At 35.0% G+C, this 25,723-nt stretch carries 25 protein-coding genes and 2 pseudogenes; 6 read left to right on the forward strand and 21 right to left on the reverse strand.

The features are described from left to right. Positions 1-12: 12 nt before the first annotated feature. The 8 genes from LIS78_RS18445 to LIS78_RS18480 all read right to left on the reverse strand — a co-directional run bounded on the left by LIS78_RS18445 (position 13) and on the right by LIS78_RS18480 (position 7,235). Positions 13-792, reverse strand: a complete 780-nt coding sequence (locus LIS78_RS18445; RefSeq protein WP_252284149.1) for a 2-keto-4-pentenoate hydratase — start codon at positions 790-792, stop codon at positions 13-15. Between the two features lie 141 nt (positions 793-933). Next, the gene (locus LIS78_RS18450; RefSeq protein WP_209150418.1) at positions 934-2,403 is read right to left on the reverse strand and encodes an aldehyde dehydrogenase; all 1,470 of its coding nucleotides are present in this window, start codon (positions 2,401-2,403) and stop codon (positions 934-936) included. Then, positions 2,400-2,873: a RidA family protein gene (locus LIS78_RS18455; protein WP_195782357.1), complete on the reverse strand. Its 474-nt coding sequence runs from the start codon at positions 2,871-2,873 to the stop codon at positions 2,400-2,402. The genes LIS78_RS18450 and LIS78_RS18455 overlap by 4 nt, the downstream gene beginning before the upstream one ends. Next, positions 2,845-3,888 carry an amidohydrolase family protein gene (locus LIS78_RS18460; RefSeq protein WP_252284150.1) on the reverse strand — a complete coding sequence of 348 codons (1,044 nt, stop codon included), beginning with the start codon at positions 3,886-3,888 and terminating at the stop codon, positions 2,845-2,847. Before LIS78_RS18460 ends, LIS78_RS18455 begins: the two co-directional genes overlap by 29 nt. Beyond that, positions 3,873-4,421, reverse strand: coding sequence for a 3-hydroxyanthranilate 3,4-dioxygenase (locus LIS78_RS18465; protein ID WP_252284151.1), 549 nt, complete (start codon positions 4,419-4,421; stop codon positions 3,873-3,875). Before LIS78_RS18465 ends, LIS78_RS18460 begins: the two co-directional genes overlap by 16 nt. An 89-nt stretch (positions 4,422-4,510) precedes the next feature. Continuing rightward, positions 4,511-5,068 carry an NADPH-dependent FMN reductase gene (locus tag LIS78_RS18470; RefSeq protein WP_252284152.1) on the reverse strand — a complete coding sequence of 186 codons (558 nt, stop codon included), beginning with the start codon at positions 5,066-5,068 and terminating at the stop codon, positions 4,511-4,513. Positions 5,069-5,123: 55 nt separating this feature from the next. Then, entirely contained in the window at positions 5,124-5,669 is a 546-nt protein-coding gene (locus LIS78_RS18475; RefSeq protein ID WP_252284153.1) for an FAD synthetase family protein, read from the reverse strand. Positions 5,670-5,756: 87 nt separating this feature from the next. Beyond that, positions 5,757-7,235 carry a 4-hydroxyphenylacetate 3-hydroxylase family protein gene (locus LIS78_RS18480; protein WP_252284154.1) on the reverse strand — a complete coding sequence of 493 codons (1,479 nt, stop codon included), beginning with the start codon at positions 7,233-7,235 and terminating at the stop codon, positions 5,757-5,759. 380 nt (positions 7,236-7,615) lie between these two features. On the opposite strand from LIS78_RS18480, the gene LIS78_RS18485 reads away from it, so the two are divergent. Together LIS78_RS18485 and LIS78_RS18490 are read left to right on the forward strand one after the other, a co-directional pair. Then, complete coding sequence (locus LIS78_RS18485; RefSeq protein WP_195783234.1) at positions 7,616-8,245, forward strand: Crp/Fnr family transcriptional regulator; 630 nt, start codon at positions 7,616-7,618, stop codon at positions 8,243-8,245. 102 nt (positions 8,246-8,347) lie between these two features. Next, positions 8,348-9,013, forward strand: a complete 666-nt coding sequence (locus tag LIS78_RS18490) for a Crp/Fnr family transcriptional regulator (protein WP_252284155.1) — start codon at positions 8,348-8,350, stop codon at positions 9,011-9,013. 197 nt (positions 9,014-9,210) lie between these two features. Here LIS78_RS18490 and LIS78_RS18495 read toward each other — a convergent pair whose 3' ends face one another. From LIS78_RS18495 to LIS78_RS18505, 4 genes are all read right to left on the reverse strand, one after another. Then, positions 9,211-9,453: a hypothetical protein gene (locus tag LIS78_RS18495; RefSeq protein WP_195782350.1), complete on the reverse strand. Its 243-nt coding sequence runs from the start codon at positions 9,451-9,453 to the stop codon at positions 9,211-9,213. A 35-nt stretch (positions 9,454-9,488) separates the two neighbouring features. Beyond that, a complete protein-coding gene (locus LIS78_RS31775; protein WP_491723625.1) occupies positions 9,489-9,611 on the reverse strand; it encodes a DUF8096 family protein in 123 nt (40 codons plus the stop codon). A gap of 157 nt (positions 9,612-9,768) precedes the next feature. Next, entirely contained in the window at positions 9,769-10,275 is a 507-nt protein-coding gene (locus LIS78_RS18500; protein WP_252284156.1) for a MepB family protein, read from the reverse strand. Positions 10,276-10,485: 210 nt separating this feature from the next. Continuing rightward, positions 10,486-10,791: a hypothetical protein gene (locus LIS78_RS18505; protein ID WP_209150427.1), complete on the reverse strand. Its 306-nt coding sequence runs from the start codon at positions 10,789-10,791 to the stop codon at positions 10,486-10,488. 763 nt (positions 10,792-11,554) lie between these two features. On the opposite strand from LIS78_RS18505, the pseudogene LIS78_RS18510 reads away from it, so the two are divergent. After that, positions 11,555-11,851 (forward strand): annotated as a pseudogene (locus LIS78_RS18510) (IS6 family transposase); the annotation flags it as partial. Between the two features lie 391 nt (positions 11,852-12,242). Here LIS78_RS18510 and LIS78_RS18515 read toward each other — a convergent pair. The 7 genes and pseudogenes from LIS78_RS18515 to LIS78_RS18545 all read right to left on the reverse strand — a co-directional run bounded on the left by LIS78_RS18515 (position 12,243) and on the right by LIS78_RS18545 (position 19,524). Next, on the reverse strand, positions 12,243-13,094 hold the full coding sequence (locus tag LIS78_RS18515; protein ID WP_252284157.1) for a TIGR03943 family putative permease subunit: 852 nt from the start codon (positions 13,092-13,094) through the stop codon (positions 12,243-12,245). A 15-nt stretch (positions 13,095-13,109) separates the two neighbouring features. Then, the gene (locus LIS78_RS18520; protein ID WP_195782347.1) at positions 13,110-13,979 is read right to left on the reverse strand and encodes a permease; all 870 of its coding nucleotides are present in this window, start codon (positions 13,977-13,979) and stop codon (positions 13,110-13,112) included. Between the two features lie 500 nt (positions 13,980-14,479). Further along, positions 14,480-14,605: pseudogene (locus LIS78_RS18525) on the reverse strand (permease); the annotation flags it as partial. Positions 14,606-14,923: 318 nt separating this feature from the next. Further along, a complete protein-coding gene (locus LIS78_RS18530) occupies positions 14,924-16,540 on the reverse strand; it encodes an FAD-dependent monooxygenase (RefSeq protein ID WP_209150430.1) in 1,617 nt (538 codons plus the stop codon). A 584-nt stretch (positions 16,541-17,124) separates the two neighbouring features. Further along, positions 17,125-17,544, reverse strand: a complete 420-nt coding sequence (locus tag LIS78_RS18535; protein WP_195782345.1) for a MarR family winged helix-turn-helix transcriptional regulator — start codon at positions 17,542-17,544, stop codon at positions 17,125-17,127. Positions 17,545-17,608: 64 nt separating this feature from the next. Next, positions 17,609-18,229, reverse strand: a complete 621-nt coding sequence (locus LIS78_RS18540; protein WP_252284158.1) for an NAD(P)-dependent oxidoreductase — start codon at positions 18,227-18,229, stop codon at positions 17,609-17,611. Between the two features lie 107 nt (positions 18,230-18,336). Next, positions 18,337-19,524 carry an MFS transporter gene (locus LIS78_RS18545; RefSeq protein WP_209150432.1) on the reverse strand — a complete coding sequence of 396 codons (1,188 nt, stop codon included), beginning with the start codon at positions 19,522-19,524 and terminating at the stop codon, positions 18,337-18,339. 108 nt (positions 19,525-19,632) lie between these two features. Here LIS78_RS18545 and LIS78_RS18550 point away from each other — a divergent pair, with 108 nt between their 5' ends. Then, a complete protein-coding gene (locus LIS78_RS18550; protein WP_252284159.1) occupies positions 19,633-20,511 on the forward strand; it encodes a LysR family transcriptional regulator in 879 nt (292 codons plus the stop codon). 1,094 nt (positions 20,512-21,605) lie between these two features. Here LIS78_RS18550 and LIS78_RS18555 read toward each other — a convergent pair. Next, positions 21,606-21,950 carry a winged helix-turn-helix transcriptional regulator gene (locus LIS78_RS18555; RefSeq protein ID WP_013058343.1) on the reverse strand — a complete coding sequence of 115 codons (345 nt, stop codon included), beginning with the start codon at positions 21,948-21,950 and terminating at the stop codon, positions 21,606-21,608. 146 nt (positions 21,951-22,096) lie between these two features. Here LIS78_RS18555 and LIS78_RS18560 point away from each other — a divergent pair, with 146 nt between their 5' ends. Next, positions 22,097-22,681 (forward strand): NAD(P)H-dependent oxidoreductase, encoded by a 585-nt coding sequence (locus LIS78_RS18560; RefSeq protein WP_209150434.1) that lies wholly within the window; start codon positions 22,097-22,099, stop codon positions 22,679-22,681. 1,070 nt (positions 22,682-23,751) lie between these two features. On the opposite strand, the gene LIS78_RS18565 is transcribed toward LIS78_RS18560, so the two are convergent. Further along, on the reverse strand, positions 23,752-24,234 hold the full coding sequence (locus LIS78_RS18565; protein ID WP_195782340.1) for a hypothetical protein: 483 nt from the start codon (positions 24,232-24,234) through the stop codon (positions 23,752-23,754). A gap of 386 nt (positions 24,235-24,620) precedes the next feature. Here LIS78_RS18565 and LIS78_RS18570 point away from each other — a divergent pair, with 386 nt between their 5' ends. After that, positions 24,621-25,628 (forward strand): DUF3231 family protein, encoded by a 1,008-nt coding sequence (locus tag LIS78_RS18570; protein WP_195782339.1) that lies wholly within the window; start codon positions 24,621-24,623, stop codon positions 25,626-25,628. The last annotated feature ends 95 nt before the right edge of the window (positions 25,629-25,723 follow it).

The following is a 25,723-nucleotide window of genomic DNA, read 5'->3' on the forward strand; positions in this document are numbered from 1 at the left end:
TTCTTTCCTGTATTATTCAAAACGTACGGATACTGAACCAAGTGAGCCAAATTCTGCTTTTACTACATCCCCACTCGTGACTGGTACTGCTGCAGATAGAGCGCCTGGTAAGATTAATTCGCCGGCTTTTAAACAAATATCGAAATCAGATAGCTTATTTGCCAGCCATGCAACCGCATGTGCTGGATGTCCAAGGGCAGCTGCCCCAGCTCCTGTTGCGACAAGCTCTTTGTTTTTATAGAGAAGCATACTAGTGGTACGTAGATCGGCTTGCTCAATTGTGGAATATTTATTCCCTACCACTACTTTGGCAGAGGAGCCATTGTCTGCAACCGTATCGACTAATTTGATTTTCCAATCGGCAATACGGCTATCAATTACTTCGATGGTCGGCACCACGTATTTCGTTGCCATTAAGACATCTAAGTAGGTAACATTTGGCCCTTTTAAATCTTCCTCTAGAATAAATCCAATTTCCGCTTCAATTTTTGGAGCCACCATTGAATTAATGTTGATTATTTCATTATCAGTTACTTTCATATCATCAAATAAGTGTCCATAATCAGGCTCACTAACTCCTAACATATCTTGCATTGCTTTACTGGTTAGACCAACTTTTTTACCAATAATTTTTTTTCCTTCTTCCAGCTTTCTTTTTACAATCTCTAATTGAATATGGTAAGAATCAGTTACTGATAAAGAAACATGTCGTTCTGTAATAGGAGAAATTGGCTGATTCGTCTTTTCTGCTTCTAAAAGTTCTTCTGCAAGCTCACTAACGAGTGTACGCATCCGTTAACCACCTCTTTTTTTGATACAACATAACTCACCAGGAGAAAGAAGTAAGCTATGTGTTTAAACTAAGTTCTATACACATAAAAGAATGAGGAAACTCTTTAAATGAAGTCTAGCTAGTTACTTCTAACTATAGAGTTAAAGTTTCATCGTAATTGTTTTGGCTTCGGTATAAAATTCAAAGCTGTGTCGGCCGCCTTCACGACCAATTCCACTTGCTTTTGCTCCACCAAATGGCGTTCTTAAATCACGAATATACCAGCAGTTGATCCAAAGTAATCCAGCAGTAACTTGAGAAGCAACTCGTTGTGCTCTTCGTAAATCATTTGTCCAAACGACCCCTGCTAATCCATAAATAGAATCATTAGCAATTTGAATCGCTTCCTCTTCTGTTTTAAATGGAATGACAACAAGTACAGGACCAAAAATTTCTTCTTGAGCTACACGCATTTTGTTATCTACGTCGTAAAGAACAGTCGGCTCATAAAAATTTCCTGTTTCTAAACCTTCTACTCTTTTTCCTCCGCATGCAAGTTTAGCTCCTTCCGCCAAACCAATTCGGACATATTCATCGACCGTTTCTAAGTGACTTTGTGATACAAGTGCTCCCATGTTTGTCTCTTCACTCAGGGGATCGCCTACTTTAATATTTCTTACCGCTGCTGTGAACTTTTCAAGAAACTGCTTATAAATGCTTTCTTGTACAAGCAAACGAGAACCTGCTAAGCATATCTCTCCTTGATTTCGATAGATTGCTTCGATAGATCCTTTTACTGCTTCATCCAAATCCGCATCTTCAAATACAATATTGGCTGATTTGCCTCCAAGCTCTAGCGAAACAGGAATGAGGTTTTCTGCTGCATTTCGCATGACCGTTTTTCCTGTATTACTTTCCCCTACAAATGAAATACGACGAACGGACGGGTGAGTAGACATAGTAGTCCCTACCGTATTCCCTGGACCCGTAATAATATTCAATACACCGGGAGGCAATCCAGCCTCCTTAGCGATTTCTCCAAGCATCACTGCACTTAATGGTGTATAAGAAGCGGGCTTAATAACCACTGTATTACCAGATGCCAAAGCAGCTGAAGCTTTCCATGTCATCTGCATAAAAGGTAGATTCCAAGGGATAATGAGGCTTGTAACTCCCGCTGGTGAATACTTGGCATAAGACATTACATTATGCTTTTCGTAATGCTCATGCACCATGTATTTAGCCATCTCAGCAAAGAAACGGAAGTTTTGAGCTGCTCGTGGAATATCAAACTCTCGACTTTCTTTAATAGGTTTTCCTACATCTAGAGTTTCTAAATAAGCAAGTTCATCTACTTTCTCCATAATTAAGTCAGCCATTTTACAAAGGATGGCAGAGCGCTCTTCAACGGGCATCTTGCTCCAAATACCGCTTTCAAATGCACGTTGAGCTGCGTCGATAGCGCGCTTTGCATCTTCTGTGCCGCCATTAGCTACAGAAGCTAATTTCTCGTTCGTTGCTGGATTAAAGGTATCAAAGGTTTGACCGGATAGAGCATCTACGTATTCTCCATTAATAAAAAGCTTTGCATCTTTTACTGTCATTTTTTCAATAACTGCCTCTTTACTCATCGGATATCCTCCTCATCCTCAATCTCTAAAACCATTTCAATCTCTACAGCTGTGTTATTGGGGAGCTGGGCCATTCCTACAGCTGAACGGCCGTGTTTCCCTTTATCCCCAAATACTTTTACGAGCAAGTCTGAAGCGCCATCCATTACTTTAGGCTGGTCTGTAAAGTCCTCTGTACTATTTACAAAACCAAGAATTTTAACGATACGTTTCACTTTGCTTAACCCGTTTAACTCATAACTTACCGCACTCAATAAATTCAGCATGGATTGCTGAGCGGCCTTATAACCTTCTTCAATTGTTAAATCCTTACCTAACTTGCCGTGATATTGATCTACACCTTGGCCAGCAGTAAACAATAAATTACCTGTTCGTACACAGCTGACGTAGTTTCCTACTGAAGGACGAACCTTTGACAGCGTTAAGCCAAGTTCTTGTAATCTATTCTCTGGTGTTTGCACTGTTGGCATAAATGTCACTCCTTTTCTCTTGCCCAATGTTTAAAAACTTCGCGGCATTTCCACCTAACATATCTAACCTTTGTTGTTCAGTTAAATCTAGCGTTTCATCCAGAACTTTTCCAGGAATCACTTCACGTAGTAAAAATGGATAATCTGACCCCATAAAGATCTTTTCGTGTCCAAAACGTTCAATCATGTACTTTATGTTTAGTGGATCGTAGTTTAACGAATCAAAATAAAATTGCTTTGCATAATAACTAGGAGGATGTGTTGTCAATCTGAGGTGTGGCCACACTTCCCACCCTTTATCTAATCTAGGAAGAATATAAGGGAAAGATCCTCCTCCATGTGCAAAACAGACTTTTAATTTAGGGAATTTCTCCATAATGCCGCTCCATAGAAGAGTTGCAGCCGCTAGTGCTGTTTCACTTGGCATTCCTACGGTATACATAAAGTTATGGTTCGGCATTCGATCACGGCCTAACGTTTCCCATGGGTGAATGAAAATTGGCACTTCCCACCTTTCAGCCATTTGAAAAAACTCAATGAAAGATGGATGGTCTAAATTTTGACCATTGACGTTTGTCCCAATTTCAATTCCATGCAGTTTTAATTCATTCATGCACCGTTCCATTTCTTTAATAGCCGTAGGTCCGTCTTGCATAGGAACCGTCCCTAACCCAACAAAGCGATCAGGGTACTTAGCAACTGTTTCTGCAATAAAATCATTTTGGATTTTAGCCATTTCTAATGCATGTTCGGGCTGAGCCCAATAAGAGAAAGTAACAGGGATAGGAGATAACACTTGAATATCTACTCCTTCTTTATCCATGTCAGCTATACGTTTTTCAGGGCTCCATACTTGGTCCGTTACGTCTCTGAAATTTTTTCCTCCAACCATAATCGATGCGCCGCATGTGCATGTACGTTCTAGCACTGGCCAGCGTTCACCGCCATATTTTTGAGCAAAATCAGGGAAACTTTCCGGAATGATATGTGTATGAAAATCTATTCGCATTTCCATTCACTCGCTTCCGGTGCCATGACATGATTACACTTTTTACATGTGCGTAATTCTAAACTGCTGTTGAACTCCTGAATGGCTTCTTTTACTTGAATTTCAATATTGGTTAGCTGAACTTTCACACGATGCATCTCCGTATCACATTCATCACAGAACCATACAAAGTCTTCTAACTCCCCTTCACTTCTGTTTCGCTCGATAACAATACCGATTGTATCTGCTACACGGTGTGGAGAATGCGGAACGTTTGGAGGAAGTAAATACACTTCTCCTTCTTTCACCGTTACAACTTCACGCTTGCCTTCTTCATTAATGATTTCAACATAGCAATCACCTTTTAATTGATAAAAGATCTCTTCGGAAGGATCTACGTGGAAATCACGGCGTTTATTTGGTCCTCCCAAAACCATAAACATCAATTCTGAATCTTTCCATACCACTTTATTGTTGACAGGTGGTTTCAACTGATCTTTATGCTCTTCGATAAACTTCCAAAGATTTAATGGCTTAGATGATTGAATAGTATTTGTCATTGAGATAATCTCCTTTTAATAAATTTTAATTTCCAAAAAATAAAAGTTATTTTTCCTGCACTTGAAAATACTAAAATCTTAAAATGTGATTAATTAAGGATTTCCAGCTCGCTTACTTTTAGCTTTTTCTGCATGTAGACGACTTCATTTGCTAAATTCTTAATGCGATCTAACACTTCCGGATCTCCTACCTCATTCTTTTGATTAAAGTGAGTGGTATGAGCGTATACATAACTCGGTGCCACAAAAGCACGAAAGTAACCCGCAATAGGCTTTAACTGATTTTCAATTACTAAATAATGCTGATAAGTCCCGCCTGTGGCAATGAACCCCATTACTTTATTTCGGAAAACCTGGGGATGTATTAAATCAAATACATTCTTAAGAGCACCAGTGATTGAGCCTTGGAAAATAGGTGAACCAATTATATAAAAATCAGCACTAGAGATAATTTCAATGACTTTTTTAGTATCTTCTGAATAAGCAGAGGGATCGCGACCATCACAAAATTGAATAGTGTAATCTCGTAAATCTAAAAATTCAATTTCGATGTCTGGATGCCGCAATTTAGCTTCTTCAAGTACTTGTTGAACAACAGCGCCTGTTTTAGAACCTATAATCGTGCCTGATATGCCTAATAATTTCATTTTCACTTTCCTCCTTCTAAAGAAGTATCATACTTAGCTTCAAACACTAATTTTTCTATACATATTCCTTTTCTAAAGACCAGCCTAATAAATCATTTGATTGTTCAATTGCGCCTTGCTGGAGTAACTGACGAATTCTAGTAGAAGAGATTCTTGTTCCTTCTGCACAACAGACAGGCGGGATGATATCTACTAGAAAGTGCTTTGCTAGCAGTTTGATATCTCCTTCTCTATTTCGGCCGAAACGAAAATCGTTGCCTACTATGATCTCCGATGGATTAAGCTTTTTTAAGTTACTGATAAAATCGATTGATGGGCGCTTAGCGTATAACTCATCAAAATGGATAATAACTGCGTAGTCTACTCCTAATCTAGCTATCAGATGTACCTTTTGATCAATAGGCGTTAACACTTGATCTTTTTGAAAATGAAAACGAGGAGGAGGATCAAATGTATAAACAACACTGGGTACCTTTAAAGCTTTACTTCGAGTTACAGCTCGCTTAATTACTGCTTGATGTCCTTGATGCACGCCATCGAATGCACCTATAGCTATTACTGATGCTGGTAAAGTTAGTATTCCGTCCTCATACCTTTGCATCTTTACACCTCCCTTATTAAGAACGTGATGAACCTAGGCTCTGTATCTATTAACAAAGTTCATTTTTAGATAAAAGGAGTATGGGTATCAGCTATTTGTTACTTCTTTCTTTTTAGCTTCTGTATTTAATACAGCATCTACCATGTCAAATGAGTGGCTGCGCTTGTAGCTATTGTAGAAAATAGCTCTTTTACGGATTGGATCTCCTGTATAGTATCGCTCGTATTGAAGTAACCTTTGGCCAAATGCTTCTCCACATAGGTCCCATGCTAATTTAAATAATTGAACACGATCTATAGCAGGTACTCCTTCTCGGCCTCCATAATAACGATTTAAATCCTCTCTTAATTCAAGATTTTCAAAATCTGCTCCTGTAGGAGACATAAGCAAACCGCCTGCACCAATTGTTTGCATGACTTCAATAGCACGAGGGTACATTATAGGAAGCAATCCACGAATTGTTTCTAAAGCCGTTTCATTTGGAAGAGCTTCTCCTTTTTCATTAATCGTATACTCATACTCTGATGTTCGAAGCAAAGCCCTAATAGATTCTACTGACTGTACCAATTCCCCTAAGCTCTCTTGAACGTTCAGATATCCATCTACACCGATTGCATCCGCTACTTTACAAGCTACTTCCGTTGCAAATTGGAGTTTGATTAATCCTCTTACACCAGATTGATGTGCAGGTTGTTGAGCGATTCCTGTTTTAGGATAAAGAAGATTTGCAGCTTCAATATTGTTATATAAAAACACTCGGTTCCAAGGAATCAGCACATCATTAAAAATCAATACTGCATCCATCTCTTCAAATCGAGAGGCTAGTGGATGATCAAACACTGATCTTGTTCCGTCTTGCATAGCTTCCCGGCAAAGAATTCGAAGTCCCGGTGTATCAATTGGCAGCGCAAAAGCAAGTGCGTAACGTTCATCTCCAGGTTTAAATCCTGGGAATGAATAAACAATAACTTCATCGGTAATAGGTGAAAGTGTAGCTAGCATTTTAGCTCCCTTTACAACAAGGCCATCTGGTGTTTCTTTGACAGCACCTAAATGAGTAAAGAGATCTTGCTGTTCATGTGAGGCTTTGCTTCGGTCATTCTGCGGGTTAATAATAGCATGAGTTAAAAACAAGTCATTATCACGAATATAACGATAATAATCTCTTATATTTTTGCCCCACTGTTCATTGTAATTATCTAGGAAACTAGCATTATGAAATAAAGAAGTGACCACAACATTTAAGAAATCCGGTGTTCTTCCCATCAGTCCAAAGGTAGCTTTTGCAAATGCTTCAAACACTTCTCGGCGAGCTACTAAATCTTCGTAACTTTTAGGAATTAAGAAGGCATTTGATATTCTCTCTCCTGTTTCTTCGCAAATATGAGTAATGTTCTCTTGGTAAGCTGGGTCATGCTGCATATCGTACAGCTTAGCAATTTCTAAAATAGGCTGTTGAAATACCTTTTCCTCAAATACATTCGTAATTTTTCTTCCCCCTAACCAAATTTCTGGCTGGCGTGATCTTAATGCACCGATATATTGAGCACCTGTACGAATCCCCATATTTGTTCATCCCCCTAAGGTTTAATAGTAATTAATTGAATTATAGTATTTGATTTTTTTTAGGGGTGTAGTCCCGTTAACATTTTTTTGGAGTTTTTTATTTTTGGAATAGACGGAGTAACTCGAATAAGAATAAGAAATTTATATTATTGCTTTTAAGCATCTTTCGCTTTAAGATATTGTAAAGAGCTTAACGTTTTTATAAAAATATTGGCTTTTTAAAAAAGAGATCAAACAAAGCGCACATATTTGTAAGCGCTTACTTATTTTGTTTTTTATAGCAACGTAAATAAAATGCCCCACTCTATAGTTTGTTACTTGATCTTACAATTGCCTTTTCAATTTTTAAGCGTATCTTATATTTTGGTTAAGGAGTGAGTATTATGGCTATTCTCTTCAATCATGAAAATAATTTCAAAAACTACTTAATGTACGGAAAAAGGCAATATATGAAACAAAAAAATGTGGTATATGAACAAGGAGACATAGGAGAAGGATTTTATTACCTGGACAGTGGATTAATTAAAGTCCATACCTCTACCCCATTAGGGAAAGAGCGTGTATTAAACATTGTATTGCCAGGTCAATTGTTGGGAGTTCAAGCAATGGACCAACAAGCTCATTTCACTACTGCTACTACGGTAAAAGATTCTGTACTATATTATTTTAGTTATGACGATTTCAAAACGCTTATAACTCTCCATCCGCCCATACTAAACCTTATTACAAAGAGTATTATTCAAAAAATGCATATCTTAGCCGAACAAATTAATTTAAATACATTAACTACCGAACAGCAAATCGCCGCTGTGCTCTTAAACATCTATCATGACTTTAAAAATTATGAAATTCCTTTAACACAAAAGGACTTAGCAACATGTACCGGTTTAACGAGGGTTACTGTTTATAAAACATTAAAAAAATGGAAAGAAAAAAAACTAATAGATAGTAAAAATAAAAGATTTCTAATTAAGAACCCGGATCTGTTAAAAAATTATCTCTTTCATTGATAAACGCTTTAGTCACGTTATCAAAATATAGAATAATACTTCTGCTTCATCTATTAAATGTTTCTATAAGTTTAAAATACACTTTTATAGAAAGGTGATTGAATGGTAAACCTTCGATACATATGGCGTCCCTTTTTAAAGTACGGACAGATGATAAAATTAGAAGAAAACACCACTATCTATTATCAAGGAGAAGTCGGTAAAGGATTTTATTATTTAGATAAAGGAAGTGTAAAGATTACTCTCTTAACTGAGAAAGGAGCAGAACGTACGGTTAATTATGTACCTGAGGGCATGTTATTAGGTGAAAATGGGATTAATAAAGAGCCTTATTTAACAACCGCCGTAACCACAACTCCATCCGTTTTATATTATTTTACTAATGAAGCAATGCTAAAAATATATGAGAAGGAACCGAAGGCAGTAATTCACTTTACAAATTCTCTTCTCTATAAGTTTAGACTGCTAGCAGAAATTATTACGTTTCTTAATCTTCCCGTCGAGCAACAGATGGCTCATTATTTATTAAAGCTCGTAAAAGAAAATGAGGAATTTCCCTTTAATCAAACATCCTTTGCCCGCTACGTTGGGACTTCCCGTATTACTGTGAATAAAATCATTCAAAAATGGAGTAAAGAAAAATTGATTGAGCTGTCTAATCAAAATATCTATATTAAAAACATCAGTAAACTTAAAGAAATAAGAGATCAAAACAGCAAAAATATAGGAGATTTAGATATGCTAATGCTCCCCTTAATGCCATTATAAATATACTTATGATACTGCTTCGCAAACAGAAGGTATGGAGGGAAATACAGCGCAAGTGAAAATATAATTGAATAAAAAAGAGGTTGAGACATAACGAAATGAATCCAACCTAAAGACGAACCACGAATCAAATATTTTGATCAATGGTTCGTTTTTCACTTGGGCTAAAATACTTTTTTCCCGCCTCTTTCCCCCTCTTAATATGCATGTGTTATCACGATAAAAAGGAAAAATAAGGACCAAACAGTCCCGAAAATCATAAGCGAGATACGCAAAAGTTTCTCTGCTGAAATCTTAAATATTTTTCCGATGATATCAAAGAAGATTTCTACTATCCATATATCAGGAGCCGAACTAATTTCATCATACGAACGCTTCCATCCTCCATAAATAAAGATAAACCCTACTAAAATCATGCAACAAATAATAACAACTGCCATTTAAGTCCCGCTTTCTTTTATAGTCCAAATACTAACTAAATGATTTTCTTCATGCTGCTGTCTCGGCATTCACGTAAGAGAACCTCAACTTTTACGGAGCTTTTGAAGTAAGCTGAATTGCGATTGTCGCATCGCTCACTTACCTTATTATTAAGAATAAATTTTAAATAATATAGATAAACTAAGAGGAATTACATACTAGACATATATAATTTGTAATAACCCTTCTATTCAACAAACTCCCTCGTTACTTTAATTATACTTCTTCACAAATTATAATTTTAACAGGTCATTTATTATAAGAATGTTGACACCTTAGGAATATAGCTTTAATAATTCTTGGTGAGGCCAACTATTGATATTATTCATCTCAACAAAATATTCTAATTGCCATTTTTGTGTTTCAATAGCTTGTTTGCTAGTTGGTTTATCCCATATCGGATACACTCTAATTGCCATTTTACCTTTTGTGGTAGCCGTTTTAAGAATTTTTTGTTTTAAAAGAACTTCTTTTGGAAAGACGAATTGTCCAAATCTTTTTTTACTAGTGAAGGTATTAATAACCAATAAATCGGTAGCTTTTCCATATGAAAAGGCTTGGTTTTTATGATTCTCATCTTTCTCCCAAAAGGATACAAACTGCCCTACCTTATTAGGTGTATTTTTCGCCACCCTAAATCGTACAGATTTTGAATTTAGTTGAAATATACCAGCACCATAATCTGAATTCTGAGCTTCTTCTTGAATAGCTTTTATAGCGAAGTGATTTGGTTCATAAAAGTTCTCATTTACATATGTTAATGCATTATAAAATTCATTCATTATTTTCACCCCTTGTATTTGCAGCCGAGACTCAAGGCCTTTTTAATCAATAGTATGTAGTTGTATTGCTTTTTTCTAAGCAGCATCTAAATATTTTAAATAGCTTAGTACTGGTAGTATAGGAAAGCTATCCACATCTACTAACATTTCTTGAACCCTCATAAGCTGCTATCTTTCCAACATAGTTAATACCGTACATATTAAATTAATTTATTTTATCTTGAATATGCTCTTTCTGTGATCCTGTTTTATACGTTTCAAGCGCAGCTCTATTTTTCTATCTAACATTTTATGTGCGATTTGGAAAGTTACACATATGAACAGTAAGATGACAGTAATAATTATAGCTTCTGGCACTTGAAAGCAAAAACATAATATTGCTAAAAGAAAAGATATAGTACAAGTAAAGTTGATTATCCATTTTCTATTTCTATGAGCTTGAAGACTTTTTTCAAGCAGCTGCTTTTGTCCTTCTTCCCTTTTTATATCTTCTGAATTATTGAGTGTAGAGTTCAATGTTATTTCTCCTTAGAAAACTAATTTTATATAATTTGTATACTGGTTATCTTTGCCCTTTAAGATGATAGTATAGTTGGGTACTCTTAAAGAGAAAGCCAACTTCGAATAATCATTTATATTTACTGCCTCCATGCATCTATCCTATACGAATCGAACATCAATAAGTTCGTTTAACCTCATTTTATTTTTTAACTCAAATACGTCATCCATAAAAACAAATACATCCCCAAGGGAATCAACAAACTGAATGAGTCCTGTCTCTTTTATGCATTGGCCTCTCGTATAATATATAAGGTACACTTCTTTATTTGTATGTAAGGCTTAAGGGGAAATTAATCTGTTCCATTTGCTCTTCTGTTAAAACAGGTTGAAAGCCAAATTTCATCAATCGTTTTGGCAAGCGCATAGGCTTCTTTCACGCTGATCACAATATCCTCAAACAAGCTCATTTTCTCCTCTTCCTCAATGCTTGTATTTGATATAGAAAAAACCAAAGCAAAGAATGCCTTCATGTCGATACATATAATGACTCCGTTTGGTAGCTGCCCATAATCGACCGAAAGAACTCCTCAAACAAAGACAAAGAACGTTCGTTCTCTATATTATACAAGAACGAATGTTCCCTTTTCAATAAAAACTCTAAAGTTTTCCCAATTATTCCTATGAATGGTTCTGGTGCAAAAAATCAATCTAACTTGCAATTAATCTCTAAACCTTGGACATACTGATACTAGTACTCTAAAAAAGGGACGTGATCAGTATGGAAAAGCAGAATCTATTTAAGTGGAAACATTATCAGCCGGACATTATTTTACTAACCGCCCGATGGTACCTGCGGTACAACCTTAGTTTTCGTGATTTAGTGGAAATGATGGAAGAACGAGGTTTATCAATAGCTCACACTACGATTATGCGTTGGGTTCACCAATATGGACCAGAGTTAGATGAACGCGTGCGACGTCACCTTAAGACAACAAATGATTCTTGGCGAGTGGATGAGACCTATGTGAAAGCGAAAGGAAAATGGATGTACCTCTACCATCGATTTATTAAAAAACGAGTTCGATCTATATTCTCCTATCTATATTCGTAAAAACGTGGTGGATTGCCTTTTTTGCGCAAAAAAAATGACGCCTATAATGGCACCTATATCGAATGAAATAGTTTGGGAAAGGGTAAAGAAAAAAACATACGTTATAAGTAAGAAAAATAAGCTACTTAAATTCTCTATTCGATTCTGTTGCTTTACCTCTACAATGTTTTTTACACTTAATGTGAAAAAATATCGAATGTGTCTTCTCCATTATTGCATTAGTATTAGGCGTTATTTCATTGATCTTTAGTTTAAGAAGAAAGAAGCAGAACTAATTATTTTTATTAAAGATCTAATTATACAGTAATCTAAAAACGCAGGTTAACATTTGTTAGCCTGCGTTTTCTATTCTTATTTATTGATTATTACGATATACATAAGGATCATCTGGTTTTTCTTCACGTTTTACTTTTGTTACTTTTACAATGGGGATTGTCTTTTTAAATGGTTGATAATACATCGTACTTACTTCACCAGTTACCATTACCCAATCATCATTTTTAAATGATACATCATCCGGAAATTGAACTAACATACCAAATACGCCTGAATCAGCTATACAATGAATGATTCCAAAACGAAATAAAAAGTACTGATTGTCTTTTAATTCTTTGGTGTGGTACATAAATCCCTTAAACTTAATTTGTTTTCCAGTAAACTCACCAGGATATCGATAAATGGTTTCCATCGCATTTAAAAATTCTTCATCTTCTAAATTAATGGTTTTCCCTTTTGAAAACTTTTTTAAATCTTTATGAATCATTTTATCGTATGCATCTTCTCCATAAAAAGAACTCGTATCTGGTTGTAGAAACTGATGTGAGGAGTAAGGATCTTTTTTATCATAAATAGGAAAATGAAATCCTTTTGCTTCAACAATATTTGAATCAAGTGTAGCTACAGGCAAAAAGAAGACGGTTAAAACAGGTAAGAAATAAAGAGGGTACCATGCCCGTCTTTTCCACTTGTTCGGTGATTCATGACTATGACCGCATCCGGAGTCACAATTATGGTCATGACCTTGCTCTTTCTCATCAGATCCTGTCATATAAAAAACTAGCTCTGCAATAGTTAAAAACCACAGTAAAAAAATTGTTCCATATGAAATCCATGAATATTTCATGTTAATATATTTTGAAATATCTCCAGTTGCATGAAGGTGCATAAAGATCATAGTAAAGCCTAACAAAATCAAAACTCTAAACATTAATATCCCTCCTTTTTAATGAATGATTAGTAGAGATAGGACTAATACTAGAATAAACACGTATACAAATAGTGAGAAAACAAATTTTGTCTTAAATTGGCTCAACATCATTAATGTATTTTTTATATCGAACATAGGACCAAATACTAGAAAGGCTATAATTGCACTATCATTAAATGTACTTCGAAACGATGAAGCAATAAAAGCATCAGCTGAAGAACATAGCGATAAAATATAAGATAGGCCCATCATTACTACATTTGAAGATACTACTCCGTGCCCGAGATCCATCAGGGTAGAGGTCTTCACATAAGTTTGCATGACAGCCGCGATTAACCCACCGATAATAACAAATTTTCCAACAGAAAAGAATTCATCAATAGTATGTTTAAGAGCATCTCCTATTTTTTCACTCATCTTCTTGGAAGCAGTGTGTACATGTATTTCATTTTTAACTTGTGGCGTTTTAAATTGAAAGGCTAAAATTAAACCTACTATTAAAGATACAAGAAAGGCAACAACACCACGTTCAATCATGATTTTCCAATCATTACCGAAAGCCACAAATGTCGCGAATAGGACAACAGGATTAATAATAGGCCCTGTTAACATGAACGGAATAGCAGCATATAAGGGAACACCTTTTGCCATTAAACGTCTTGTAATTGGGACAATCCCACATTCACAAGCTGGAAATAAAGCCCCAATTACACTTGCTAGAACAATTGCGCCAAATTTATTTTTAGGGATAGCTTTTGCCATCATTTCGTCCGTTACAAAAATTTGAATAATACCGGAAATAATTACACCTAATAATATAAATGGTAAAGCTTCAATTAGAATACTAATAAAAATGGTGTTCATTTGTAAAAGAGATGAACTCATTATACTCACTCCAACTAAGAAATAATCATGGTGCTTTATATTTAAATTTTCTATTTGTTTCTAAACATAGAAAAAGCCCCTTTAAATAGAGAGTAATATCACTTACAAACATTGATATTACACTATTTACCTAAAGGGGACAATCTCACAATAAAATGCATATATACAATAGCCGTAATAAAAAATTATCTTTATAACATAAACAAATAGTAGTCTCAAGGAAAGTGAGCTTAATCAAAACCATAAAGACCATATTATTTAAAAATGCAAATTCAAACAAATCTTTGGATATCATATTCTTTTTATACAAAGATCATTTAATATTTACATGAACATTTCTTTTTACATTTGTACTTTATCATAGAAAAATGAAAGAATGGTGAAAAGTCATTTAATATTTGTTACTTTCATTTCTAGTCATACGTTTCGCAGCACTTTAACATAATAATAGAAGAATATAACTATTTTGAATGCGTATAGCTTATCATTAATGAAGTAGGTCTATCTAAAAAGGTTTGAAATAAACTTGCTACGAGTGCACCAAATAATAAGTATATGCCCATGTCGAAAAATTCATCACTGGCATGATACAACGTTTGTTTTAACTTATTTCCTACTTTTGCTTCCTACTTTTGCTTCCTCGTGTTTGTGAACGTATAGTTTATAGTCACTGTTTACACCTTTCTAATTATGCAATTGTATCTAATTCACTAATGTTATCCAACTAAATCCATTTAATTGATTATATTTCCATATTTAAAATCTGGAATTTATTTGATAAAATAGTTTTCGACAAACCCTATATGCATTATCTGATATTTATAATTTGGGATTTTTTATGAAAGCTCACTTAAAAGGCATACGTTTTAAAACGTATGCCTTTTAAGATTTTTATTATTTAATTTTTAAACAAATTTAAATCAGAAGCATTCGTATTAGTTTATTTACCATAGTATGCTAGTCATGACTTGTTTAAGGATTAGAGGAGGATTTGATTCTCCCTCTTTTGTACGCCATGCTACAAAACCGTCTGGTCTTATCAATACAGCTCCTTGAGAGGTAACATCGTACAATGCTTCCCACTTATCATTATAATCAACACAATCCCCTTGTAAACCGATACCATAAACATTAATAGGGATACCTAAGTGAGAAGATACATTTCGGGCAGCAGTGCGCCAAAGGCTATTATCTTCTCCCGTAAATAAAACGAAATTTTCACCTATTAAATCTAAGGTAGATATACACTTATCTTGATACTTCAACCACATATGCGGAGCACGTGTACCTGGTCTTCCGTTTAGTTCTAATTGATCCATTCTATGTGTTGTATCGGAGTTTTCCTTGATAATGGCTGTTGAGTTATATTTATACCCTACAGTAACTGCAAGATGATCCATACTATTGAGGGTGCTTACACCTTTCTTTATAGCACTAAATAACAAATCACTGGCATATTTCGTTGTTAATTCTGCAGCATAGTGTCTTTCATCATGATAAGTCTGGAGCAATCGTGGATGAGCTTGTTTGTGTATCACTGCAGCCAGCTTCCAAGCTAAATTATGAGCATCTTGAATACCTGTATTCGAGCCAAATCCGCCAGCAGGTGGCATAAGATGAGCTGCGTCTCCAATTAGAAAGACTCGATTATCTTGAAAACGAGTGGCTGTCTGTTCTGCAGCTGCCCAAGGTAAAATACTAAAGATGACAATATCAAGATTTGAAACTCCTATAGCTTTTTTTATAATCTCACAGCATCGCTCTTCAGAAAAATCTTCCGGACTTTCTCCCTGTGAGGGATTATAGGCCACGTGGTAAACCCATTCATCAAGATTATTAACGGTGATAAGCGCACCAAATACTTCTGCCTTTAGGATTTGAATCCAACCGAACTGGCTGCCTTTCAGAAAATGACTCAGATCTGCCTGAAAATAGATATTAATATAATGTCCACCGATGACGCCTCTTCCGGTAGTTGGAATTTTTGTATATTGACGAATTGTACTTTTAGCACCATCTGCCGCAACTAAATAATCACTTCGGATAATTTCCTTCATTCCTGTCGCTCGATTCATTATAGTAGCTGTTACCCCTAAATCGTCTTGTTGATACTCTATAAGTTCAGTATTATAGCGTATATCCCCCTTTCTTTCTTTAGCAGCTTGAAGAAGGATAGGTTCTAATTCCATTTGATTACAAGATGCTGGCTTTGAAGGGCTAACCTTTTCAAAATTTTCTATTCTCTCTTTGTCAATAGCCTTTTGGGAGTCCTCCGCAGTTTCTAATTTCTTAGGGTCTATGCTTTTGATTGTCTCTACAGCAATCCTTCCGCGAATATTATCTAACGGTTCACTAGCAGTACGGATAGCTGCCTCTAGTCCAAGTTGTCTAAATACTTCCATCGTACGAAATGTAATACCTCCGGCTTTTGGATGCATAGCTGTTCCGGCGTGTTTTTCAATGAGTAAATAATCAATGTTATGACGTGCCAAAAAAAGAGCAGAGGTAAGTCCACTAAGACCTCCCCCCACTATTAAAACAGGAACGTGTTTGTGTGTCATAGAAATTTTCCTTTCAATTTTAAATGTACCCATGGGCATTACTGAATTCAGTAATCAAACTATAATATAAAAAAAAATGAAATTGTAGACTTTTTTTAGGTTATGTTTTATAATAACAATAGAGTGCGCCCCAAATAAGGGGCGTTTTTTTTTGCTATAATTTCACTAAAATATACAATTCATAAAACCTAATTAAGTAACCAAAACACCTACTGACTAGGCCTAGTCAGTAGGTGTTTTGGTTTTAAGATATATATCGTATACCACTTTAGTTAACATAATAAGTATTACAATAACCAGTAAAAGTCCGTAAAAGTATACTTTTGCGGACGATTGATTTGATTATATTTCAAAATGCAAAAAGAACAAAATTAAGGATTTTCTTTGAATTGTTAAATTGATTTTAATGATTCGTTAGATCTTCTGGATTATAGTGGTATTTCCAACGTGTTTATCTTTCTTTTAACTTGAAACAATTCACGCGACAGTCATGCTAAATCGTATTTCATCATAAAAAATTCCTGCATATCAATACAGGAATTTTAATCAAAATAAAGAAAGTTTATATTTATAAGGAATATTGATTAACATGGAGTATTATATACCTTATTTAACAATGTTTTGAGTTGATCAATCTCTTCATCACTTAATTGACGCGTAACGAAGAGATGAGCGTCTTTAACTAAAGGCGAAAGGGTCTTCTTTATCTCTTCCCCTTTTTCTGTAAGAAACAGATAATGTGAGCGACGATCCTGTTCACTGAATATTCTTTTTATTAGTCCTTTTTCCTCCATAGCATAAATCATTTCTACGATAGTTGTTTGTTTCTTATCAATAACTTCTGCTAGTTCTTTTTGAGTTATCCCTTTTTGAGTGTCTAGAACGCTAATAATGGTCCATCGCACTGGAGTCATGCCATAAGGTTTGAGCTTTTTCTTAAAATAATTCATTAATCTTACATCTGTACGATGAATAAGATAACCTGTTAAATCATGTAAATCCATAACGTCACCTCTGAAAGATAGAAAAATATATCTTAAGCTAATAACCGAGTAATATAAGACTTTATTAGTAGGCGATACCTACACGTGATTTTATGTAATCGTTACTTTTTGTCTGGCTAAATGTAAATTCTGCTGTATCTGACACGGATATTTCAGTTCCGCCCTCTGGCAAAAAGTCATAGTCCACGCGATATTTACCTATGCTTTCTCCATCCGACAAATACGTAGGGCAGACAATTGTCCATTCGAGTCTGGATTGTTTTAGCATATTGTAAACTTCATGATGTTCTTTTGCTGCACGGACTGACTTATGCTTTGATTCCCTTAACTGATAACGCATTGATTGTGGAGTGCTTCTACTTTGTAAGATACCAGCAGTTCCTATAGTTATAATCCGTTGTATACCTTCGCTTTTCATTGCTTCGATAATTAGTGGCATACTTTCTGACAGAGTAGTTGTCCCATCAGTATTTAGTGCACTAATAATTACATCAACCCCATCTATTGCATGGACAAGATCGTCTTTATTTAAAACATTCCCTTGAATAATCGTTAAATTTTCATTATTTATTTGAATTTTCTCTGGAGTGCGAACTAATACAGTAACATGATGTCTGTCATGAAGAGCATGATTCACTATTTGACCTCCAACTCGTCTAGTTGCACCTAAAATTAAAATATTCATGAGACCAAACCTCCTCTTGCGAATACAAATATTACTCTATACTTTAAAAGTTGTTATATTATCTTTTTCAATAGCTAAAATAAAAACCACGAAATAGAACGTGGTTTTTATTTCACAGGTAGGCTCTCTACTTTAACCTTAGCTGGTTTAGTGATTTTCCATCCTAGTAAGATAACAATGAATCCTATAATTATAAGAAGATATAATGTCGGAACGAAACTTCCTAGATAATCATGAAGAAATCCAATTATAAATGGGCCCACTGCACCAATCATATATCCAATCGCTTGAGTCATCGCTGACCAAGTACTTGCTTCCATAGGGGAAGATGCCTTATCTATTGGTAACAATAAGGTTAGCGAGACAAGACCGCCGCCACCAATCCCTAAACATATACTTGAAACAATAGGTGTTAAGTTTGTAAAACATAAAAGGGATAAACCAATAATTACACTAAAAGTAAAGAATGTAATCCAAAATCTTCTACTCGGTATTACTCTCAAAAGACTAGGCAACAAAAGAGTAGCTGGTAGCTGTGCAATCATAACTATTGTACCTACAAGACCACCAAATGCTGGCGTCCACCCTTTTTCCTCTACAATTGCTGGTAGCCATGCTGCAAAACAATAAAATAAAAGAGTTACAAGTCCTACAAAAGAAGTTAATAACCAGGCCTTTTTATTTTTTAATGGTAAAGAAGCATTCCTCTTTTGTGAAAATTTACTTGTATGCGTATGAGAGTGTTTTATTACCATAAACCAAAGTGGAATAGCGAGTAGAGCAAGAATACTCCAAAATGCTAATCCATTTTTCCATGAATTATTGAGCCAGTGTTGAAGTGGTGTGGTTAGCCCAATAGAAATGGATGCACCAACTACCATTGAAGTAGAATATATGCCGATCATAGATGCTGCCTTCTCTGGAAAGTAACTTTTGATGAAACCAGAAAGTAAAGGACTTACAATACCAATTCCTGCACCAATTAATAAAGCCGTTATTAATAGGTAGATTGAGGAATTTGTAAAGACGCGTAGAAACGTTGCAATACCTATACAGGCTATAAAAAATGTAATAATTTTCTCTGATTGATAACGATTTGCTAAACGGCCAGCAAATAACGAACAAAAACCAAAACATAATAAAGGAATAGAAGTGAGCAAACTAGCTAAAGTAGAACTCATACCTAGTTCCTTCGTTATCCCATGTAAAACTGGGCTAACTGAAGTTATACCAGGCCTAAGGTTAAATGCAGCTAGTATAAGTGCAAATAGAAATAATATATTACGATTAATCATACTAATTACCTCCGGTTAATTTCTTGAAGTTTAATTCTCTTTTATGGTACATTAGGTTCTAACATAAATAAAATGCATATTAATTATATAGGAGATAACAAAAATGATATGAATAAATCACAAATTCAACTTATTGTTCAGATATCGGAAACAGGAAGTTTTACAAAAGCTGGTGAGGAACTACATATGACACAACCTGCGGTAAGTCGTGCCGTAGCAGCTATTGAATCAGAATTAGGAACGACGTTGATTAAGAGAAATAAGAAGAATGGATTATTTTTTACGGATGTTGGAGAGCTTATATTAATTATTTTTAGAAATATTCTGTGTGAATTACAAAAAGTAGATGAATTAATTGCGGCTGAAAAAGGATTAGAAATTGGAAAGGTTCATATTGGAGCTTACCCAACTGCTTGTACTAGGTTTATTCCCAAAATTATACGTACAATGGAAGATAAGTATCCCGGTCTAGAAGTCAAGCTCTCAGAAGGAAGTGTAGATCAAGTGAAAGAGTGGTTACGTTCTAAATCCATTGATGTAGGAATTATTATTCCTCCTGATAAAGATTTTGATATCGTACCCTTAATGAAAGATCAATTGATTGTAATTATGCACTCGAGTCATCCTTTATATGAGAAAGAAACAATAGGTATTCCCGATTTACAAGGTGAAGATATAATCCTTGGAAGAGGCGGTTATGAGGTACAAGTCCATGATTTATTCAAAGAATTTAAATTGAAGCCTCAAATACGATTTGAAGTTGATTATATAGACACGGCGTTAAGTATGGTACAAGAAGGGTTAGGGATTACAATTACAACTAAAAAAAATATTTTGTCGCTACCAGAACAAGTAGTTTTTCGTGAGTTGAAGCCAAACACGTTCAGAGAAATTAATATAGCAGCGCTAGATATTAAAGGTATATCAAAAGCAACAGATGCCTTTATCCAAACAGCTCGTACTCTTTTTACTAACGAAGATGCTTAAATCTCGCTCGATATCTTTTAAAAAGGAAAGTTATAAAATAGTACTTAAATAAATGATCTTGTGTTGGTATCTATTCAGTTCGTATATACAGAGAAAGACAGCCACTTTTTAAATTGAATGGCTGTCTCCTTATTTCTACTATTTTTAAAGGTTGTTAACCACACAAAAGAACGCTGTAAAAATCAGTACATAATCCCCCATCAGAGAAATAGACACTTTCGATAAAGTGTTACTTGAAGTCATTGCTTCCACGAATCCAACTTTAAATATGTTCATTACAAACAATACACATGTCATACTTAATGCTAACATCAAAATAAGTAGTGTCACCTGTACCAATATCGTCAACTCCTGTTTTAATCTGCGGGTAAACGCTTATTTACTTTCGATAATTTTACATATAATAAATTAATAAACAGTGTATAAGTTAAATTAGCAAGGGCAAACTACAAAAGATGTTTTCAAAAAAGCATCGCCTTAAAATAATGGTATGCAAGACAGAAAAACTACTGATCTCTGATGATCGGGTAGTTTTTTCTTTTTTAAGCTGTATATGATGTACAACTGTAGTTAACATAAAATATGTTACAGGTACAAAAAAACACAAACTAGTTGTTCTCCAACCAATTTATGCTTTTTCTTTTCCTTTAGTTATACTATTACGGGCAACATATTCAAATCTATTACAAAATGTTAAAGTAATTATTATCGTTAACAAAATAAAAAGCCACCCAGTATTTGCAGGACAGGTGGCTTTTTACTATAAAATGCATGTGCATATAAATAATATCACATTTTTTCCATATGGACTATATTTTTCCGTGCGAGCATATGTATAAAAGGTGCACTTCTTATACATTAGTTTCTCAACCACCTACTGAGAAAACGTTGATAAATCAACAGTGTATAAAAAGCTGCATACTCCGGAAAAAGAACCCTTGTCAGAGTCCTTCTGCCACATGGGTTCTTTTTTGTGGTGTGTTCCGGAAAGAGTGATTATGTTAACTATAAGTGAATATTACATACACTCTAATTTTGATGTTCTTTAAAGCTAAAATAGAATCTTCTTTTCCTTGGAAGAGTAATATTCCTGTTTATTTACTCTTTAAATATTTTTTGCTCCATTCGCCCATACTATGCAGGATAGGAAGGAAACTTTTCCCTAAGGGTGTTAAAGAGTATTCTACTTTTGGAGGAACTTCTTTATATACTTCTCTGTGTACCATTTGGTCTTCTTCTAATTCTCTTAGCTGACGTGTTAGGATTCCTTTTGAAATATTAGGTAGCAGCCTTTGAAGTTCATTAAATCTCCTGGTTTTTGTGCTTAAATGCCATAAAATGATGATTTTCCATTTTCCTGCAATTATGTCTTGAGTTTGTGTAACTGGACAAACTTCTTTATGCTCTTCTGGAGGTTGAGTGAACCAACTTCGTGCCATAATCAATACCTCTCCTTCTTTATGGTTCTATTTTTGTGACTATGTTATAAAAAAATGACTACTTTTAAAAAAACGTCTAAGACTATAATATTAGATTACCCCTAATAATCAAATGAAAATAAATAAATACTTGGAGGTTATTTGAAATGAAACATCTTATTGTTTATGCACATCCAAATCCAGAAAGCTTAAACCATGCAATCTTGGATACAACAGTTAATACATTAAAGAAAAACGGTCACGAAGTTGTTGTACGTGATTTATATGCACTGGATTTTCAACCTGTATTGAAACCAGAAGATACTGAAGCTATGAAAGCAGGACACACTCCTAATGATATTAAAACAGAACAAGAATTTATTTCTGAAGCAGACGCTATAACATTTATTTATCCTATTTGGTGGACAGGTCTTCCAGCCATTCTTAAAGGATATGTAGATCGAGTATTTGCATACGGGTTTGCTTATGCTCCTGGTGAAGAAGGGATCATTAAGCTTTTGAAAGGTAAAAAAGGCTTTATCATTAATACTCACGGCACTCCTAATGAAGTTTACGATGAGATTGGAATGACTGCTGGTCTGAAAATAACATCTGACATTGGAATATTTGATTTCACTGGAATTGAGACTGTAGAACATTTACTGTTTGGAAGTATTGGATACCTTGATGAAGAAGGATATAAAGGTATGTTAAACAAAGTTGAAGATACAATTAATCGTCATTTCTCATAAAAAGATAAAAATACTGCCTAATTAGGCAGTATTTTTTGATGGCACCTCTTTTATTTAGTGAGCTTTAAAAATTGTAATATTTAGCTCTTTAGGTTCCTAGAACATCCATTATGGTGCGACAAGATGTCGCTTTTATATAGTGTGGCTTATGCCACTGGTTTAGACGCAAAAGCTATCCCCGTCCAAAACTGCGTTTCTGGTAACGGATTCGTGGGTTGCATGCGGAAATGCGGAAACAGAGAGTCAGTGCACGACTCGGAACACTGCTAGGGGAAGATGAGCATGGTGAACATTAGTGAAGGTTTGTAAGCTTCGTCAATGTTAGCTCAGGATAGTGCACAGATTTGCCTGGGTATTGGCAAGAGGAAAAGCAGATTCATAATGCTGCTGTGACGCGTCCCGTATCTTGCCCGGAGTAAAGAACCCACCTAACCTCGTTGTATCTATAAGATGCGGAACTTGGTAAGCCCTTTGTCATCTGTGTAAACAGTAGGATGACTGCAAAGTCAAACGATGTGGCAGAGGGTAAAGGATACGAGAGAAAGCAAATGCCATTATCTCGAAAGAGAACAGGAAAGCAGGAAACTGTATAACTGGATGGATACTATCGTCCTTACGGACAAACCCATGATAGGCCCGAAAAGGAGCTGACTTCTCGTTGGTCTCTCGTAGGAACATAAGGTTGTGGCTATCTTCTGACGAAAGAAACGTACTGTTATGTATACCTCCATTTGGAGCGTCGGCGTACGTTTTACTTACCGATATGGTATGTGATGAGGATACGACAGCAAATGGATCTGCAATGGGAGGCTTGAGCCGATGTGTCTTGAAAGGGACTCGCACGGTTCTTAGGGGAGGCAGGGGCAGCGATGCCCCTAACTTACCCGACTGAACTTAAAAAGAAAACCCCTTACATTTGAGGGGTTTTCTTTTTTTAGATATTAAGGGTGTAATTGCTTATTACTTACATATCATTTAATATTTTTGTAGATATTCATTATAACCTATCCAGTCATTTCGATAAAGTATAAATGAAAGCGATTACGAAATATTTAAATTGAGGTAGCTTTCTATTTTTCCTTCTTACATACTAATAACTTGCTTTCCAGCTTACATATCCACTTATAACACCCTAACATAATGAGTAGGAGCACAGGGTCAATAATAGCTGAATAACCTAAATTCCACCAGCCATAGTGAAAGTACCCCCAGGGTTCTGGGAGTAATGTAATCATTTCATAAAGTAAAATACCTACTAACCAAAAGATAAGGTAGCAAATCTTTTTCATAATTGGCATCTTAAAAGGGTACCAATTAAGAAACATCATGTTAACAGGTGGAAGCAGTACAGTATGGACAAGGATCCCCTTCCAATCAGCATGTTTTGTAAAATACCAGTAGGCGTGATATTTCAAATCAATAAAAACATCAAACATATGTTGAAAGGCAATGGTAAACATCCAAATATGAAAAATTTGATTTCCTGTTAATCTTTTATTTGTAGTAAATGCAATAAAATTAAATGCAATAATAGCAATAACAAGTCCTGTCATATCCTGTATTTTCCTTTTCAGCCTAGAATATCGTATATTATTGAATGTAAAATTATCTTTAGGCTAATGTTTTTTATGAGAAAAGTTACAATTTGAATATAGAATGAGTTTTTAATAAAGGAAAGAAAAAGATAAGCATATTTTATACAGCTTCAAAAAAGAAAAAGATTACCTCTGTACAGAAAAGCATAACTTTTTTTGAGTGGTAGTAGTTAACTGACGTTTTTTGTAATTTGCCCACAAAATAAAATCTCATTCAAATAAAGAAAAGATGTCTGAGGGAGTGGAAGATCTTTCTTCTAGAGAATGAAAGTGAGCATTTTAAGAATACTTACAGATTGATTTCACATACTAAAAGAAGATTAAATCTGTGAGGAGATAAGTAAATGGAAACCGAACATAATGTTAAATTGAGTGCTTCAGAGATTGCTCAACTGTGGTCATCTTACATGAATAGTAGCATGTGTCACTGCTTATTTACCTATTTTTCAAAAGTGGTAGAAGATACTCAGGTACAATCAATTCTAGCTAAGGGTTTAGAATTAACGGAAAAGCATTTACAAAAACTAACTACTATTTTCCATAAAGAAAGATTCCCTGTACCCCAAGGGTTTGTAGTAAAAGATGATGTAAATACTTCTGCTCCAAAGTTGTTTTCAGATAGCTTTATGTTATATTTCAGCTACAGTATGGGGGCAATGGCTCTTAATTTTTATGCTGTTGCGAAGACAGTATCTGTACGTTCAGATATAGATACATACTTCTCTGAATGTATCCATGAACTCAGTGAGTTTGAGAGTTCAACTAAAAATTTATTGTTATCAAAAGGTTTATTCATCCGTTCTCCATACCTGAACCCCTCTCAAGAAGTAAGCTTTGTTAAGGACCAAAAGTTTATGTCTGGTTGGTTCGGTGACAAAAGACCTTTATCAGCAATTGAAATTACACACCTCTTTTTAAACTTGCAAAGAAATGCTTTGGGGAAAGCTGTAATGATAGGATTCAGTCAAGTCGCTCAGTCCAAGGAAGTAGGAAAGTTTATGCTGCGTGGAAAAGAAATTGCGTTTAAACATACAGAGGTATTTGGTTCCGTGTTAAAAGATAATGATTTGCCAGTCCCTATGACTTGGGATAACGAGATAACGAATTCAAAAACGGCTCCTTTTTCAGATAAATTGATGATGTTTATGACTACAGCTTTGATCGGTCTTAGTATAGGCTTTTATGGTACAGCAATGGCAACAAGCACAAGAAAAGATTTATCTGTGCATTATGTTCGTTTGTCTGCGGAAATTGCTAAATATGCAGAAGATGGCGCAAAGATTCTGATAGATAATGGTTGGTTAGAGGAACCACCACTTTCCGAAGATCGTGACAAATTAGCTAATACGTAAACTATAAGCCATAAGGATAGTACTTAGAAGTGAAACATACTGATAAAACTCCTCATCTTAACTAGGAAAAAGATATATTATATACGGGCTAAAAT

It is taken from the genome of Priestia megaterium (genome assembly GCF_023824195.1).
GTDB lineage: Bacteria > Bacillota > Bacilli > Bacillales > Bacillaceae_H > Priestia > Priestia megaterium_D.